General features: G+C 62.1%; 13 protein-coding genes and 1 pseudogene. 3 read left to right on the top strand and 11 right to left on the bottom strand.

Annotation, left to right across the window (positions count from 1 at the left end; translation table 11 throughout):
• Positions 1-7: 7 nt before the first annotated feature.
• From purH to QAO71_RS11400, 11 genes are all read right to left on the bottom strand, one after another.
• On the bottom strand, positions 8-1,615 hold the full coding sequence (purH, locus tag QAO71_RS11450) for a bifunctional phosphoribosylaminoimidazolecarboxamide formyltransferase/IMP cyclohydrolase (RefSeq protein WP_136869623.1): 1,608 nt from the start codon (positions 1,613-1,615) through the stop codon (positions 8-10).
• Between the two features lie 73 nt (positions 1,616-1,688).
• The gene (gene fis / locus QAO71_RS11445; protein WP_235818229.1) at positions 1,689-1,973 is read right to left on the bottom strand and encodes a DNA-binding transcriptional regulator Fis; all 285 of its coding nucleotides are present in this window, start codon (positions 1,971-1,973) and stop codon (positions 1,689-1,691) included.
• A gap of 38 nt (positions 1,974-2,011) precedes the next feature.
• On the bottom strand, positions 2,012-3,028 hold the full coding sequence (gene dusB, locus QAO71_RS11440; protein WP_268895864.1) for a tRNA dihydrouridine synthase DusB: 1,017 nt from the start codon (positions 3,026-3,028) through the stop codon (positions 2,012-2,014).
• A gap of 149 nt (positions 3,029-3,177) precedes the next feature.
• The gene (locus tag QAO71_RS11435) at positions 3,178-4,365 is read right to left on the bottom strand and encodes a zinc-ribbon and DUF3426 domain-containing protein (protein ID WP_280164472.1); all 1,188 of its coding nucleotides are present in this window, start codon (positions 4,363-4,365) and stop codon (positions 3,178-3,180) included.
• A 73-nt stretch (positions 4,366-4,438) separates the two neighbouring features.
• Positions 4,439-5,329 carry a 50S ribosomal protein L11 methyltransferase gene (prmA, locus tag QAO71_RS11430; protein WP_280164471.1) on the bottom strand — a complete coding sequence of 297 codons (891 nt, stop codon included), beginning with the start codon at positions 5,327-5,329 and terminating at the stop codon, positions 4,439-4,441.
• A 111-nt stretch (positions 5,330-5,440) separates the two neighbouring features.
• Positions 5,441-6,781 (bottom strand): acetyl-CoA carboxylase biotin carboxylase subunit, encoded by a 1,341-nt coding sequence (accC, locus tag QAO71_RS11425; RefSeq protein WP_074778020.1) that lies wholly within the window; start codon positions 6,779-6,781, stop codon positions 5,441-5,443.
• Between the two features lie 19 nt (positions 6,782-6,800).
• Positions 6,801-7,259: an acetyl-CoA carboxylase biotin carboxyl carrier protein gene (gene accB / locus QAO71_RS11420; RefSeq protein ID WP_036988715.1), complete on the bottom strand. Its 459-nt coding sequence runs from the start codon at positions 7,257-7,259 to the stop codon at positions 6,801-6,803.
• A 34-nt stretch (positions 7,260-7,293) separates the two neighbouring features.
• The gene (gene aroQ / locus QAO71_RS11415; RefSeq protein WP_136869627.1) at positions 7,294-7,737 is read right to left on the bottom strand and encodes a type II 3-dehydroquinate dehydratase; all 444 of its coding nucleotides are present in this window, start codon (positions 7,735-7,737) and stop codon (positions 7,294-7,296) included.
• Between the two features lie 162 nt (positions 7,738-7,899).
• Entirely contained in the window at positions 7,900-9,006 is a 1,107-nt protein-coding gene (dsbD, locus tag QAO71_RS11410) for a protein-disulfide reductase DsbD (protein WP_280164470.1), read from the bottom strand.
• Positions 8,973-9,710 (bottom strand): protein-disulfide reductase DsbD domain-containing protein, encoded by a 738-nt coding sequence (locus QAO71_RS11405; RefSeq protein ID WP_280164469.1) that lies wholly within the window; start codon positions 9,708-9,710, stop codon positions 8,973-8,975. Before QAO71_RS11405 ends, dsbD begins: the two co-directional genes overlap by 34 nt.
• Before the next feature lie 78 nt (positions 9,711-9,788).
• Positions 9,789-10,625: a S1-like domain-containing RNA-binding protein gene (locus tag QAO71_RS11400; RefSeq protein ID WP_280164468.1), complete on the bottom strand. Its 837-nt coding sequence runs from the start codon at positions 10,623-10,625 to the stop codon at positions 9,789-9,791.
• A gap of 135 nt (positions 10,626-10,760) precedes the next feature.
• Here QAO71_RS11400 and QAO71_RS11395 point away from each other — a divergent pair, with 135 nt between their 5' ends.
• The 3 genes and pseudogenes from QAO71_RS11395 to QAO71_RS11385 all read left to right on the top strand — a co-directional run bounded on the left by QAO71_RS11395 (position 10,761) and on the right by QAO71_RS11385 (position 13,505).
• Complete coding sequence (locus QAO71_RS11395; protein WP_036988721.1) at positions 10,761-11,747, top strand: DUF2333 family protein; 987 nt, start codon at positions 10,761-10,763, stop codon at positions 11,745-11,747.
• A 13-nt stretch (positions 11,748-11,760) separates the two neighbouring features.
• Positions 11,761-12,131: pseudogene (locus QAO71_RS11390) on the top strand (translation initiation factor Sui1).
• A gap of 24 nt (positions 12,132-12,155) precedes the next feature.
• Positions 12,156-13,505: an MATE family efflux transporter gene (locus tag QAO71_RS11385; protein WP_280164467.1), complete on the top strand. Its 1,350-nt coding sequence runs from the start codon at positions 12,156-12,158 to the stop codon at positions 13,503-13,505.
• Position 13,506 lies beyond the last annotated feature (1 nt).

Genomic DNA, 13,506 nt, shown 5'->3' with positions numbered 1-13,506 from the left:
ACCCTACTCAGTGACGGAAGTGACGCATGCCGGTGAATACCATGGCAATACCGGCCTCATCAGCGGCATCGATCACTTCCTGGTCGCGCATGGAACCGCCGGGCTGGATCACCGCACGGATACCCACGGCCGCAGCGTTATCGATACCATCGCGGAACGGGAAGAAGGCGTCGGAAGCCATGACCGCGCCCTCGACCGGCAGACCGGCATGCTCAGCCTTGATGGCGGCAATGCGCGCGGAGTTGACCCGGCTCATCTGGCCGGCGCCCACACCGATGGTCTGGCGGTTGCTGGCATAGACGATGGCGTTGGATTTAACGAACTTGGCTACCTTCCAGGCAAAAATCAGGTCGTGGATTTCCTTCTCGGTCGGCGCGCGCTTGGTCACCACTTTAAGGTCGGCTTCGGTGATCATGCCGGTATCCCGGCTTTGCACCAGCAGGCCGCCATTGACGCGCTTGTAGTCCAGGTCCTGGACCCGTTCGGCCGGCCACTGGCCGCATTCGAGCAGGCGCACATTGGCTTTGGCGGCAACAATGTCGCGGGCTTCGGCGCTGACGCTGGGCGCGATGATCACTTCGACGAACTGGCGCTCGACAATAGCCTTGGCTGTGTCGCCGTCCAGCTCGCGGTTGAAGGCGATGATGCCGCCGAAGGCGGATTCGCTATCGGTGGCGAAGGCCAGCTCATAAGCCTTGCGAATGCCACCTTCGTCTTCCGGGACCACCGCTACACCGCAGGGGTTGGCGTGCTTGACGATGACGCAAGCCGGCTTGCTGAAGCTCTTGACGCACTCCAGCGCGGCGTCGGTGTCGGCAACATTGTTGTAGGACAGTTCCTTGCCCTGCAGCTGGGTGGCGGTGGCGATGCAAGCCTCCGCCGGCTCGGCTTCGCGGTAGAAGGCGGCACTCTGGTGCGGGTTCTCCCCGTAGCGCATGTCCTGAGTCTTGATGAACTGGCTATTGAAGGTGCGCGGGAAGGCGGCGCGGTCATTGGTGCTCAGCGTATCGCGGCTCTGGTCGATGGTGCCCAGATAATTGGCAATCATGCCGTCATAGGCTGCGGTGTGCTCGAACGCCTTGAGCGCCAGATCGAAACGCTGGGCGTAGGTCAGGCCACCTTGTTTGAGGCCGTCCAGCAGGCTGGCGTAATCACCAGCATTGACCACGATCGCGACATCCTTGTGATTCTTGGCAGCCGAGCGGACCATGGTCGGGCCGCCAATGTCGATATTCTCGATAGCGTCGGGCAGGGTGCAGCCAGGTTTGGCCACGGTCGCCGCGAAGGGGTAAAGGTTGACCACCACCATGTCGATCGGCTGGATGCCATGCTCGGCCATGACTGCGCCATCCAGATCGCGACGGCCGAGAATGCCGCCATGGATCTTCGGATGCAGCGTTTTCACCCGACCGTCCATCATTTCCGGGAAGCCGGTGTAATCGGCGACTTCCACGGCGTCGATGCCATTGTCCCGCAGCAGTTTGTAGGTGCCGCCGGTGGACAGAATGTCCACGCCCAGCGCGCTGAGTTCACGGGCGAAATCGACAATACCGGTCTTGTCCGAGACGCTGATCAGCGCGCGGCGTACCGGCAGGCGGGTGGTTTGGTCGGTCATCTTGGATCCATATCAGGTTGGTGAAAAAACAGCTTCAAGCGGCGAGGCTTCAAGCGAAAAACAGGTTGCGCGCTCAGAGCAGGCCGTACTGTTTGAGCTTTTTGCGCAGGGTGCCGCGGTTCAGCCCCAGCACCTCCGAGGCGCGGGTCTGGTTGCCGCGCACGTAGTCCATGACACTTTCCAGCAGCGGCGCTTCGATTTCCGCCAGCACCATGTTGTAGACGTCGGTGACATCCTGGCCGTCCAGATGCTCGAAGTAGTTACGCAGCGCCTGTTCGACACTGTCGCGCAGGGTCTGTGTTCCGGCCAGGGGGTCGTTCGGGGGGCAGGATAGATCTGCCTCGGGGGTCTCGCTCACGGGTAGGTTTCCGTCGATCTGGGATGTATTCAGTTGGTTCATGCCGCGAGGCCTCCATCCATCAAGCGGTTGAAGAAGTCTGCAATCGCAAGGCGTTGCTGCTGGGCACAATCCATGCGGTTGAAGTGGCGGCGGAACTCTTCGGCTCCGGGGAGTGCTTCCAGTTGCCAGCCGACATGCTTGCGGGCGATGCGCACGCCCTGCTGTTCGCCATAGAATTCATGCAAGGCATCAAGGTGAGTCAGCAGCAGGGTCTGCTGCCAGGCCAGGCCCGGTTCGGGCAGCGATTCGCCGTGGCGCAGATAGTGCTCGATCTCGCCAAAGATCCAGGGACGGCGCTGGGCGGCGCGGCCGATCATTACCGCATCGGCGCCGGTCTGCTCCAGCACATCGAGGGCTTTCTCCGGAGAGTCGATATCGCCATTGGCGAACAGCGGGATGGAAATTGCCTGGCGGATGCGGGCGATGGTGTCGTACTCGGCCTGCCCGGTGTACAGCTCGCTGCGGGTGCGGCCATGCACGGCCAGTGCCTGGATACCGCTCTGCTCGGCGATGCGCGCGATCGTCACGCCGTTGCGGTGCTCTGGGTCCCAGCCGGTACGGATCTTCAGCGTCACCGGAATATCCACGGCGCCGACCACGGCTTCAAGAATCTCCGTCACCAGCCGCTCGTCGCGTAACAGGGCGGAACCGGCGGCCTTGTTGCAGACCTTCTTCGCCGGGCAACCCATGTTGATATCGATAATCTGGGCGCCATTGTCGCGGTTCATCCGCGCGGCATCGGCCATCATCTGCGGGTCGCCGCCGGCAATCTGCACTGAACGGGGTGCCGGCTCGCCGCTATGATCGAGGCGTTGGCGGGATTTGCGGCTATGCCAGAGGCGGGTATCACTGGTGACCATCTCCGAGACCACCAGGCCGGCACCCAGTTTCCGGCACATGCTGCGGAATGGGCGATCTGTTACACCGGCCATGGGAGCCAGGATCACGCGGCTGGTCAACTGATAGGGTCCGATGCTGATCACTGCATGTCCATCCCTGTACTCGTTGGTCAATGGTGTGCGCCCCAAAACCGCAGGACGTGTTCGGGCAGGGTCAGAAATGTGAAGAGGGCCGCTATCATACCTGCTACCGATGACCATATAAAGACTGTCTGGCTGATATTTGATCAATGGGTCGACTGAGTCGTGCCAAGCCCCATTGCTCAGGGGCTGGCAAATTCCAGACTGTAGCCGCTGGCCTGCGGGCCCGGATCAAGCATGTCGAGGGCCACATGGATTGGCGTCTGTGGAGGCATCAGCCGGACGCCGGCCAGTTCACCCGAGAGATACTCCTCTGGACGGAAGCGCCGGCTGGCCACATTACGACCACCGGCATCGGTGAAGTGCATCTGCAACACCGGAAACGGCTGCTCGAAATCCGCCCGGTTGTAGAGAATCACATCGATGGCTAGGGCGTTGGGAAACTCGGGATGCTGGCGCACCAGCAGATTGGCACTGCGGATACGGCTGATATCCACCCGGGCCGGTAGTTCGCATTGGGCGAGAAAGCACAGGTTCTCGAGCAGCGGCCGGCTGCGCTGGTCACGGGCCAGGGCATCGAAATTGTAATAGATGAACTGTGCCGGCAAGGCCAACAATGCCAGCACACAGAGCGTGCCCCACAGCCAGGGGCGCTGACGGCGGCGGGCCGGCGGCGTTTCCAGTAGCGCCTCATCCAATTCTGGCCAGAGCATGGGGCTGATGATCGGCTCCTGACGGTCATCAGTCCCCGGCCCATCGGCGACGGTCGGGTCGGCTGCGATGGCTGCCGTCCCGGTATCGTCGCTAGTAGGCTCGGGTGCGGGTCGGGGGGTATCGGCGGGCTGGTCGCGGCGGAAGATGCCCCGGTCGGCATATTCCTCATCGACTGGTCGCAGGCTTTGGATGCCAAGCCGGTTGTGATCGAAGTCCGGGCCAAAATCCTGGGCCGGGGGCGTGGCGAGAAAGTCCTCATGCAGATCGGCGAAACCGTCGGTTGCCGGCTCGTCAGCTTGCGCCTCGACGGTGGTCTGAGTGGCGGCAGGGGGCTCGGTCGCTGCCGCTTCCAATCCGGTGCGCCGATGGCCGGTCATGCCACCGGGGTTGACCTCATCGATGATCGACTCGTCCAACCCCAGGGCCTGCAGGTCGGGCTCATCCAGATCGTCATCAAGCAATGCGGACTGCCGTTGCGGTGCCGCCGGCTGCGGTGCTGAAGCGGGTGGTGATGCAGGCACGGCGGTATCGGCAGCATGGAAGACTTCCAGGCAGGCACCACAACGCACATTGCCGGCGGCGACCTGCAATTGTTCCGGTGTCAGCCGGAAACGGGTCTGGCAAAAGGGGCATTGGGTGACCAGCGGCTCGCTCATTCGAATCCCTTACCGGCGAAAAATCAGGAACGCATCACAGTGCGACGTGGATGTTATTGTGCCCGCAAGCGCGTCACAGCGCTACGTCGCGCCGCACACCGCTGACCCGAATCCAGCCATCCTTGTTCGCCACCGGGTCCAGCTCGAAAGCGTCACGGTAGGCGGCAAGAATGTCGTCTGTCTGCTCGGCGAGAATGCCGGACAGGGCGATGCGGCCGCCGGGCTTGACCAGACTGGTCAACTGGGGCGCCAGGCTGACCAGCGGGCCGGCCAGGATATTGGCTACTACCAAGTCCGCCGGCTCGGCCGGCATGTCAGCGGGCAGGTATAGCGGCAGGCTTGCGTCCGCCAACTGGTTGCGCTGGGCATTGTCCCGGGAGGCTTCCAGGGCCTGGGGGTCTATATCGGTTCCCACGACCCGGTCGGCGCCCAGCAGCAGCGCGGCGATGGCCAGAATGCCCGAGCCACAACCGAAGTCGATCACCTGCAAGCCGTCCAGTTGTTGGCCATCCAGCCATTCCAGGCACAAGGCGGTGGTCGGGTGAGTACCTGTGCCGAAGGCCAGGCCGGGGTCCAGCAGCAGATTCACCGCGTCCGGCTCCGGCGCCTCGTGCCAGCTGGGTACGATCCACAGGCGACGGCCGAAGCGCATCGGCTGGAAGTTGTCCATCCAGCTGCGTTCCCAGTCCTGGTCGGCGATCTCTTCGAATTGGTGTTCCGGTAACTCGCCTGGCCAGATCTGTTGCAGTTGAGCGAGCAGGGTTTGCGGGTCGGCGTCGGCTTCGAACAGCGCCAGCAGATGAGTGTGCGACCACAATGGCGTCGTACCCAGGTCCGGTTCGAAGATCGGCTGATCCTCGGCGTCCATAAAGGTTACCGACACGGCGTCCAGCCCCAGCAGCAGGTCCTCCATCGGCTCGGCCTGATCGGGGGTAATGGCAAGACGCAGTTGGAGCCAGGGCATAATGTTTCCTTGGGAAAAGGGGAAGCTTAAAGCTAACAGCGGAAATAAAAAACCGGGAAGCGATGCTCTGCCTCCCGGTCCGGTTGATAAGCTGACAACGAGCTTATCGGATCAGCTGATACCCAGCTTGTGTTCCAGGTAGTGGATGTTGACTCCACCCTTGCAGAACTCGGGGTCCCGCACCAGTTCACGGTGCAGCGGGGTATTGGTCTTGATGCCGTCAACCACCAGCTCATCCAGGGCGTTGCGCATGCGCATCATGGCTTCATCCCGGCTGGCGCCGTAGGTGATCAGCTTGCCGATCAGCGAATCATAGTTCGGCGGTACCTTGTAGCCGCTGTACAGGTGCGAATCTACCCGCACGCCGTTGCCACCGGGCGCGTGGAAGAAAGTCACCGTACCGGGGCTTGGCATGAAGCTGTTCGGGTCTTCGGCGTTGATCCGGCACTCGATGGAATGACCACGAATGACCACATCTTCCTGCTTGATGCTCAACGGCTCGCCGGCGCAAATACGGATCTGCTCCTTGACGATGTCGATGCCGGTAACCATCTCGGAGATCGGGTGCTCCACCTGAATCCGGGTGTTCATCTCGATGAAGAAGAACTCGCCGTTCTCATAGAGAAACTCGAAGGTACCGGCGCCACGGTAGCCCAGGTCGATACAAGCCTGAACGCAGCGGGCCTGAACCTCGGCACGGGCCTTCTCGTCGATACCGGGGGCAGGGGCTTCTTCGATGATCTTCTGGTGGCGGCGTTGCAGGGAGCAGTCGCGGTCGCCCAGATGAATGGCGTGGCCCTGGCCGTCGGACAGTACCTGCACTTCCACGTGACGCGGGTTGGTCAGGAATTTTTCCAGGTAGACCATCGGGTTGCCGAAGGCCGCGCCGGCTTCGGTGCGGGTCAGGCGGATCGATTTGATCAGCTCTTCTTCCTTGTGCACCACGCGCATGCCGCGACCACCACCACCACCGGCGGCCTTGATGATCACTGGATAACCGACCCGACGGCCGATCTTCAGGCACTCGTCCTCGTTCTCGGGCAACGGACCATCGGAGCCGGGCACCGTCGGTACGCCGGTCTTCTTCATGGCGGCAATGGCCGAGACCTTGTCACCCATCAGGCGAATCACCTCGGCGCTGGGGCCGATAAAGGTGAAGCCGGAATTCTCGATCTGTTCGGCGAAATCGGCGTTTTCCGCCAGGAAGCCGTAGCCGGGGTGGATACCGTCGGCGCCAGTGACTTCCGCCGCGCTGATGATGCGAGGGATGTTCAGGTATGACTCGGTCGCGACGGCCGGGCCGATGCAGACGGTTTCGTCAGCCATCGCCAGGTGCATGAGTTCGCGGTCGGCAGTGGAATGCACTGCCACGGTCTTCAACCCCAGCTCTTTGCAGGCGCGGATGATGCGCAGTGCAATTTCGCCACGGTTGGCTATGAGTACTTTCTGCATCGCAGCCTCCGGGTCGGGCTCAGGCGATGCTGAACAGGGGTTGATCGAATTCCACCGGCTGGCCGTTGTCCACCAGGATCGCCTGGATGACACCGGTCTTGTCCGCTTCGATGTGGTTCATCATCTTCATGGCTTCAACGATGCACAGCACGTCGCCGGCCTTGACGGTCTGGCCGACTTCAACAAAGGAAGGCGATTCAGGCGACGGCGAGCGGTAGAAGGTACCGACCATCGGCGAGCGAACCAGGTGGCCGGACGGCTCGGCCGGAGCGGCTTCGGCGGCAGGGGCGGCGGCAGCCGGAGCTGCGGCAGGTGCTGGTGCAGCGGCGACCGGGGCCTGGAAATACTGTTGGGGCATGGCGGCCTGCTGGCTGTGCCGGCTTATCCGAACGGATTCTTCGCCTTCGTGAATCTCCAGCTCGTCGATGCCGGATTCTTCAAGCAGTTCGATGAGTTTCTTTACTTTGCGGATATCCATTGGTACTTGCGCTCCAGGGCAAATGTTGATCGTTTCAGTTTTGTTCGAGTCTGCGTACAGCCGCTTGCAGAGCCAGTGCGTAACCTTCAGCTCCCAGCCCGCAGATGACTCCCTCGGCGATGTCCGAAAAATAGGAGTGATGACGGAAGGCTTCGCGTCTGTACACGTTGGAAAGATGCACTTCGATGAATGGGATGCTCACCGCCAGCAATGCGTCACGTATTGCGACACTGGTATGGGTAAAGGCGGCGGGATTGATGATGATGAAATCGATGCCTTCGTCCCGGGCGGCGTGAATGCGGTCGATCAGCTGGTACTCGGCGTTGCTTTGCAGCACCTGCAGCTGGTGGCCATCGCGCTGGGCCTGTTCGAGCAGTCGGTTGTTGATCTGCTCCAGGGTGACGGCACCGTACACACCGGGTTCGCGGCTGCCGAGCAGATTCAGATTGGGTCCATGCAGAACCAGGAAACTGGCCATTCAGAAAATTCCGGGGCGTTGGTTGGCAATTGACTCGACGGTCATCAATGGGCGAAGAGTTTGCCGGATTACTAAAGAGCTGTCCAGAACCAGTGGTATGTCATCAGATGTCAGCATGATGGCTGGGTTTTTGCGGAATTTGATTGAGGAGGGCGGAGCCCATCAACCAGCCTCCACCGCTGCATTCATATAGCGAATGAAAGTCTCGCGCGGCACTTCGCCCTGAATCCGCAGCTCGGGAATCTCCTGTCCCTGGCTATCCAGAAACAGGAACGCGGGCGGTCCGAACAGTTGTTGTTCGGTCAGCCAGGCGCGTTGGTCGGCTGTATTATCGGTCACATCCAACTGCACGCGTACGAACCCGTCCAGGCCCGCCCGCACGCTGGGGTGGTTGATGATCTCCCGCTCGATCACCTTGCAGCTGATGCACCAATCGGCGGACAGCTCGACGATCGCCGGACGACCTGCTGCACGCGCCTGCTCCAGTTGTTGGCGGACCCCCTCGGCGGTGGTGACCTTGGTGAAATAGCTGGTTTCGCTGTTGTTGACTGCTGAGCTGCTGTTGCCAAGCGCGTGCAGCGGCCGCAGCGGATCAGAACTGCCGGCCAGCGCGCCGAACAGGGCGGCGGCTGAGTAGATGGCGAACAACAGCGCCGCAGCCTGGGCCACCCGGGCGATGCCGCTGCGCGGCCCCCGGTCGAACAGGCCGAGCTGGACGGCAACGCCTGCCGCCAGTGCTGCCCACAGCGCCAGGCTCAGCGGGCCGGGAATGATTCGTTCCAGCAACCAGATGGCCACGGCCAGCAAACCGAAGCCGAAGGCCTGCTTGACCTGGTTGAGCCAGGGGCCGGAGCGGGGCAGCAGGGTCTTGCCGAACATCGCTACCAGAATCAGAGGCACCCCCATCCCGATGGCCAGGGCAAACAGGCGCAGGGCGCCGCCCCAGGCGTCACCAGTGGCGCTGATATAGATCAATGCGCCGGCCAGTGGCGCGGAAATGCACGGCGAGACCACTAATGAGGACAGCGCGCCCATGACCGCCGCGCCGGGGATCGAGCCACCCTGGGCGCGATTACCGAGATTTTCCGCCGGGCCGCGAATAAAGGCGGGCAGGCGCAGGTTGAATACGTCGAACATGGCCAGGGCGAAGACCACGAAGAAGACGGCGAACACGCCCAGCACCCAGGGTGATTGCAGGCGTGCCTGGATATTCAATGCGGCGCCGAACAGGCCGATCAGCGCACCGACTGCGGCGAAGGTAAGCGCCATGCCAAGTACGTAGCTGAGCGACAGGGCAAAGGCCGCGGGCGATCGATATTCTCGCGACCCAGCACCATGCTGGTGAGAATCGGCACCATGGGCAGCACGCAGGGAGTGAAAGTCAGCGCCAGGCCGGCGGCGAACAGCAACAGCAGCGACAGCCACAGGGAGGAGTCATTGGCAGGCGCTGTGCTGTCGGCAGCGGAGCCGGTGCTGCCTGAGGCGCTGGTGCCGGCTGCAGACGGCAGGTCCAGCAGCAGAATCTCCGGTGGATAGCACAATCCGGCATCGGCGCAGCCCTGGTACTCGACGCGCAACTGGCTGGCCGGAGCGCTGCCCGGCGCGACAGCCAGCTCCACGTTGAGGCTGTTGTAGTACACCTCGACATCGCCGAAGAACTCGTCGGTGCGGTCCACGCCGTCCGGCAGTTTGACCTGGGTGATCTGACCATCGCCACCGAGCAGCTCGAATTTCAGCCGGTGCCGGTACAGGTAGTACTCAGGAGCGATGTCGAACTGCAGCTGGATGCGTTCGGCCTCCGCCTCGACAATACCGGCGCGAAAGGCCTGGTGCACCGGTAGAAACTCGGTGGTGCTGCCCACATTGGCGCTGCCGAACAGGTTATCGATCCCGGTATTGCCTGCGGTATTGGCGCTAGCCAGGGCAGCGTTGCCGAGCAGCAGGGTAATCAACAGAAGACGTATCAACGACATGGGCATATCCGAAAAGAGCTTGCCGGTATATTAAAGGCTGGCGCCGCGAATACCAGTGACACATTGCCACCGGATTTATCAGGCACGTTCGATCCGGTCTGGATGGATGACGATGAGCCCCTGGCGGTAGAGTCCGCCGATGGCCTTTTTGAAGCTGCCTTTGCTGACGCCGAACAGCCGGGCGATTTCCGGAGCCGCGCTCTTGTCGCTGAGGTTCAGCACACCATTGTTTTCTTCCAGTGTCTGCATGATCAGCGCCTGCAGGCTGTCGCCAGCATCGCGTCCCACCGGCTGCAGGCTCAGGCTGACCTTGCCGTCCGGGCGTACTTCGCGGATATATCCCCGTTCGCGCCGGCCGGACCGCAGGGGTTTGAACATCTCGTTCTTGTGCACCAGCCCCCAGTGACGATGGTTGATGATCGCCTTGTAGCCCAGGTCTGAGGGCTCGACGATCAGCAGGTCCACGGTTTCGCCAGGCTGATAGCTGGCGGGCGTCTGGTCGAGGTAGCGGTCCAGCCGCGCGGTGGCGGTGATGCGTTCGCTGTGTTTGTCGAGGTAGACATACACCACGCAATGATCGCCGACCTGGAGCGGGCGTTTCTCCTCGGAATGCGGCAACAACAGGTCCTTGGGCAGTCCCCAATCCAGAAACAGCCCGACGCGGGTAATCTCGACCACCTTGAGGCTGGCGAACTCCCCAACCTGGACCTTGGGCCGCTGGGTGGTGGCGATCAGCTTGTCTTCGCTGTCCCGATAGATGAACACCCGCAGCCAGTCGCCGATCTCGGTGGGCTGATCCTTGGGGATGTAACGATTGGGCAGCAGGATCTCACCATGTGGGCCGCCGTCGAGGTAGAGGCCGAAGCCCGTATGTTTAACGATCGACAGGTTGTTGAAGTGTCCGATGGCGGCCATGAATAGTGTCCTGAAAGGCGGGAGCAGTCATTCTAACCGAAATGGGTCAAAAGGGCCGCTCTGAACGGTCTGAGCGGTGTGAACGCCGGGCACAGATGCTATGCTTGCGGCTGCACAGAGAAGGGGAGAGGGTCGATGAAATTTTCCAGGCGTAGACGCGATACCGAGGGCGGGGCAGGCCTGCTTGATAACGAGAACAAGCGAGTGCTGGGCAAGACGATAGCCGTGGTGCTGTTGGTTTATCTGGTCGTCTGTCTGCTGCTCGGTTGGTACTGGAGTCGCGAGCCTGATCTGGAAGATCTGAACGTCGTGCCGGTGGGCAATATGGACTCGCTGACCACGGGCTCCTACACAGCCCGCACCGTCAGGGAAGTTGCCCGTACCTTGCTGGACAAGCCCGGCGGTTTTATCAGCAATGACATCACTCCGCCCGGTCTTTGGCTGGACAACATGCCCAGCTGGGAATTTGGTGTGCTGGTGCAGGTACGAGATATTACCCGCTCCATGCGCCGCGACATGGCCCGCTCGCAATCCCAGTCCACTGAAGATGCGGCTCTCTCCAAGGCCGAGCCGCTGTTCCACTTCGATCACAAAAGCTGGGCCCTGCCCGCCAGTGAAAATGAATACCGTGCCGGGATCCGGCAGCTGGATGATTACATCGAGCGCCTGGAAAGCGGCAACGCCAGTTTCTACACCCGTGCCGACAACCTGGCTGGCTGGATCAACGATGTCAGCACGCGACTGGGCTCGCTGTCCCAGCGACTGTCGGCCAGTGTGGCTCGCACTCCCTTGAACGAGGGCGGGCGTGAACGCAAGCAGACCCCATGGTTGCAGATCGACAACGTCTTCTACGAAGCCCGCGGCAGTGCCTGGGCGCTGGTCCACCTGCTGCGCGCGGTGGAGAAGGATTATGCTGACGTGCTGAACAACAAGAATGCTCTGGTCAGCCTGCGTCAGATCATCCGTGAGCTGGAGGCCACCCAGGCCCCCATGTGGAGCCCGATGATCCTCAATGGCGGCGGTTTTGGCGTGTTGGCCAATCATTCGCTGGTCATGGCCAATTATCTGTCTCGCGCCAACGCGGCCCTGATCGACCTGCGTCGATTGCTTGAGCAGGGTTGAGGCAAACAGCATTATGAGCAAGCGCCAGACAGGATTCGGCTCACTTGGCGGGCTGGTATTCTCCACCGATGCGGGGCGTATGTGCCCCGACTGTCGACAACCGCAGGATGCCTGTACCTGTGGTCAGCCGCAGATACCCGCTGGCGACGGCGTCGCCAGGGTACGCCGGGAGACCAAGGGGCGTGGCGGCAAGACGGTGACCACTATCAGTGGCCTGGCATTGCCGGCCGACGAACTCAAGACCCTGGCCAAGCGCATCAAGGCCGCTGCGGTTGCGGCGGGTCGGTGGTGGATGGGGTAATCGAGATTCAGGGTGATCGTGCTGACATGCTTTGCCAATGGCTGATTGATGAAGGCTTCAAGGCCAAGCGCTCCGGTGGCTGATATCTGAATGCGGGACTCGCTGTCTTGACCCCCTCTGGTCTGCTTGCCACCGCGCGCCATCGTCTGACCCATCGCCGGGTCTGGGCGCTGGCGACGCCGATGATCCTGTCCAATATCAGCGTGCCCCTGGTCGGGCTGGTGGATACCGCCGTGGTCGGCCATCTGGATGGTGCCCATCATCTGGGTGGGGTCGCGGTGGGTGCGACGCTGATGACCTTCATTCTCTGGGCCGCCGGTTTCCTGCGCATGGGTACTACCGGTTTCGCCGCCCAGGCATGCGGGGAAAATAACGGTGACAAGCTGCGCCTGGTATTGCTGCAGCCGCTATGGCTGGCGCTGCTGCTCGCATTGCTGGTGTGGCTGGTACACGAGCCATTGCTGACCGCGGGCCTGTATTTTCTTGATAGCAGCGCCGAGCTGCTGGAACAGGCGCGGATCTATTTCAATATCCGCCTGGTAAGCCTGCCGGCGGCCCTGGCCAACTTTGTGCTGGTCGGCTGGTTCATCGGTGCTCAGCGCGCCCGTGCGCCGCTGTATCTGTTGTTGGCGGTGAATATCACCAACGTCGTGCTCGACGTTTTCCTCGTCGTGGTGTTGGAGTGGGGCGTGGCCGGGGCGGCCTGGGCGACGGTTATCGGCGATTACGTCGGGCTGCTGCTGGGGCTGGCGTTGCTGCGCCCGGTATTGGCGCGTTATCCCGGGGTGATGCGCTGGACTGACGCGCTGCGCCTGCGTGGTGCGGCGCCGCTGATTCGGGCCAACCGGGACATACTGATCCGCACCCTGGCGCTGGAGCTGGTGTTCTATCTGCTGGTGTTGCAAGGCGCCCGGCTGGGCGACTCGGTCGTCGCGGCCAATGCGGTGCTGCTGAACTTCTTGTTGCTCACCTCCCACGGGCTGGACGGCTTGGCCCACGCGGTCGAGGCGCTCGGTGGGCATGCCATGGGCCAGCGCAACCGGTTGGCGCTCAAGCGCGTGCTGGTCGTCAGCACGTTCTGGTCACTGGTGGTCGGGGTGGGTTTTGTGCTGGTATTCAATCTGTTCGGCAATCAGATCATCAGCCTGTTGACCGACCTCGAGTCGATCCGCCAGGTAGCTTTCGACTATCTGCCGTGGATGGCCTGGATGCCGCTGGTGGCGGTCTGGAGCTATCTGCTCGATGGATTGTTCATCGGCGCCACCCGCGCGCGCGCCATGCGCAATGCCATGGTGCTGGCGGTGCTGCTGATCTATCTGCCGGCTGCCTGGTTGCTGCGTGATACCGGCAACCACGGAATCTGGCTGGGGTTCTATCTGTTCATGCTGGCGCGCGGTGTATTGCTCGGCGGTTGGTTCATCTGGCTGTGGCGGCGGGATCGCTGGATGCCCGCATAGG

Origin of the sequence: Halopseudomonas sp. SMJS2 (assembly GCF_029866945.1) — a bacterium.
Lineage (GTDB): Bacteria > Pseudomonadota > Gammaproteobacteria > Pseudomonadales > Pseudomonadaceae > Halopseudomonas > Halopseudomonas bauzanensis.
The sequence above is the reverse complement of the archived record's forward strand: the minus strand, read 5'-3'. Positions and strand labels throughout refer to the sequence as shown.

What these genes read in the sequence shown, in the direction of transcription:
- QAO71_RS11400 (WP_280164468.1), bottom strand. Translation starts at nt 10,625, where the DNA reads ATGGCCGCCATCGGACACTTCAACAACCTGTCGATCGTTAAACATACG.
- accC (WP_074778020.1), bottom strand. Translation starts at nt 6,781, where the DNA reads ATGCAGAAAGTACTCATAGCCAACCGTGGCGAAATTGCACTGCGCATC.
- QAO71_RS11395 (WP_036988721.1), top strand. Translation starts at nt 10,761, where the DNA reads ATGAAATTTTCCAGGCGTAGACGCGATACCGAGGGCGGGGCAGGCCTG.
- QAO71_RS11435 (WP_280164472.1), bottom strand. Translation starts at nt 4,365, where the DNA reads ATGAGCGAGCCGCTGGTCACCCAATGCCCCTTTTGCCAGACCCGTTTC.
- QAO71_RS11405 (WP_280164469.1), bottom strand. Translation starts at nt 9,710, where the DNA reads ATGTCGTTGATACGTCTTCTGTTGATTACCCTGCTGCTCGGCAACGCT.
- aroQ (WP_136869627.1), bottom strand. Translation starts at nt 7,737, where the DNA reads ATGGCCAGTTTCCTGGTTCTGCATGGACCCAATCTGAATCTGCTCGGC.
- prmA (WP_280164471.1), bottom strand. Translation starts at nt 5,329, where the DNA reads ATGCCCTGGCTCCAACTGCGTCTTGCCATTACCCCCGATCAGGCCGAG.
- purH (WP_136869623.1), bottom strand. Translation starts at nt 1,615, where the DNA reads ATGACCGACCAAACCACCCGCCTGCCGGTACGCCGCGCGCTGATCAGC.
- dsbD (WP_280164470.1), bottom strand. Translation starts at nt 9,006, where the DNA reads ATGGCGCTTACCTTCGCCGCAGTCGGTGCGCTGATCGGCCTGTTCGGC.
- accB (WP_036988715.1), bottom strand. Translation starts at nt 7,259, where the DNA reads ATGGATATCCGCAAAGTAAAGAAACTCATCGAACTGCTTGAAGAATCC.